The organism is Sulfobacillus harzensis, assembly GCF_012933365.1.
Taxonomy (GTDB): Bacteria; Bacillota; Sulfobacillia; order Sulfobacillales; family Sulfobacillaceae; genus Sulfobacillus_B; species Sulfobacillus_B harzensis.
In genome coordinates this window covers 1-1,301 of sequence record NZ_JABBVZ010000272.1, presented here as the reverse complement: position 1 = coordinate 1,301, position 1,301 = coordinate 1, and the positions used below count along the sequence as shown (strand labels likewise).

Below are 1,301 nucleotides of genomic sequence, written 5' to 3'. Positions count from 1 at the left end.
TATAGTGGTCCCCAGAATCTAGACAAATTTTAGGGGGCTCAAGTGTTACACTGGACACGTCATGTCGAAACAAAAACATCATACCGCCACGTTCAAGGCCCAAGTGGTACTGGAGATGCTCAAGGAAGAAAAAACGGTGACTCAAATCGCCGCCGAGCATCAAATTCACCCCGGCCAACTTCACCGCTGGAAGCGCCAAGCACTCGAGAACTTTCCGCATCTATTTACGGAATCCCAGGCGCTCAAGCAACAAGCCGACGCCCACGACCAGCAGCTGACCGAGCTCTATGCCGAAATCGGCAAGCTCACCACGCAGGTCGAGTGGCTCAAAAAAAAATCTGGCCTCGACCCTGTCAGCCGGTGAGCGCCGGGCCTTACTGGATTGGGGACCCGAAGCACTCCCCTTGACCACACAAACAGCTCTGCTGAGTCTTAATCGGTCCAGCCTCTATTACCGGCCCGTCGGGCCGGACCCGGTTGAAGTGGCCTTGAAACACCGCATCGACGAAATTTATACGGACCGGCCCTTCTATGGATCGCGGCGCATGACGGCCCAGTTGCAGCGGGAAGGCCATGCCATCAATCGCAAGCGGGTGCAGCGGTATATGCGGGAGATGGGCATTTGGGGGGTGGCCCCCGGGCCGCATACGAGCACACCGCATCCCATGCACAAGGTCTATCCGTATCTCCTCAAGGGGGTGACCCCCGCGTACCCGAATCATGTGTGGGGCATTGACGTGACGTATATTCGGCTCGTGCACGGTTGGCTGTACTTGGTGGCCATTATCGATTGGTACTCTCGGTATGTCGTGGCCTGGGAACTGTCCGAAACCTTGGAACTGCCGTTTGTGCTCACGGCCGCGAAGCGGGCGCTCACGATCGCTGTTCCGACGATTTGGAATCACGACCAAGGCAGCCATTTCACCAGCCCGCAATATACGGCGCTGCTCTTGGCCCAAGAAGTGCAAATCAGCATGGACAGTAAAGGACGGGCCCTGGATAATATCTTTACTGAGCGCCTGTGGCGCAGCGTGAAGTACGAAGAAGTCTATCTCCACGACTATTCCGGGCCGCGTGACGCCCATCAAGGCCTTGCCCGATACTTCACCCTTTACAACCACGAGCGGCTCCACCCCTCGGCTACACCACGCCGGCATCCTGGTTTTATCCGGTCTCGAACACCCCAGGAATTTAGGTCTTAGGCCCTGGGATAATAACTCTTAAAGTAAGACAAAGAAAGGGGATTACAGTCTCACACTTGAGGGACTAAAAAACTGTCTTGACAACGGGGTCCACTTTAC

The 1,301-nt window shown here is 55.8% G+C and carries 1 pseudogene; it reads left to right on the top strand.

Features of this window, described 5'->3' with window-relative positions:
- The first annotated feature begins 61 nt into the window (after window positions 1–61).
- A pseudogene (locus tag HIJ39_RS22975) lies at window positions 62–1,195 on the top strand (IS3 family transposase).
- Window positions 1,196–1,301 lie beyond the last annotated feature (106 nt).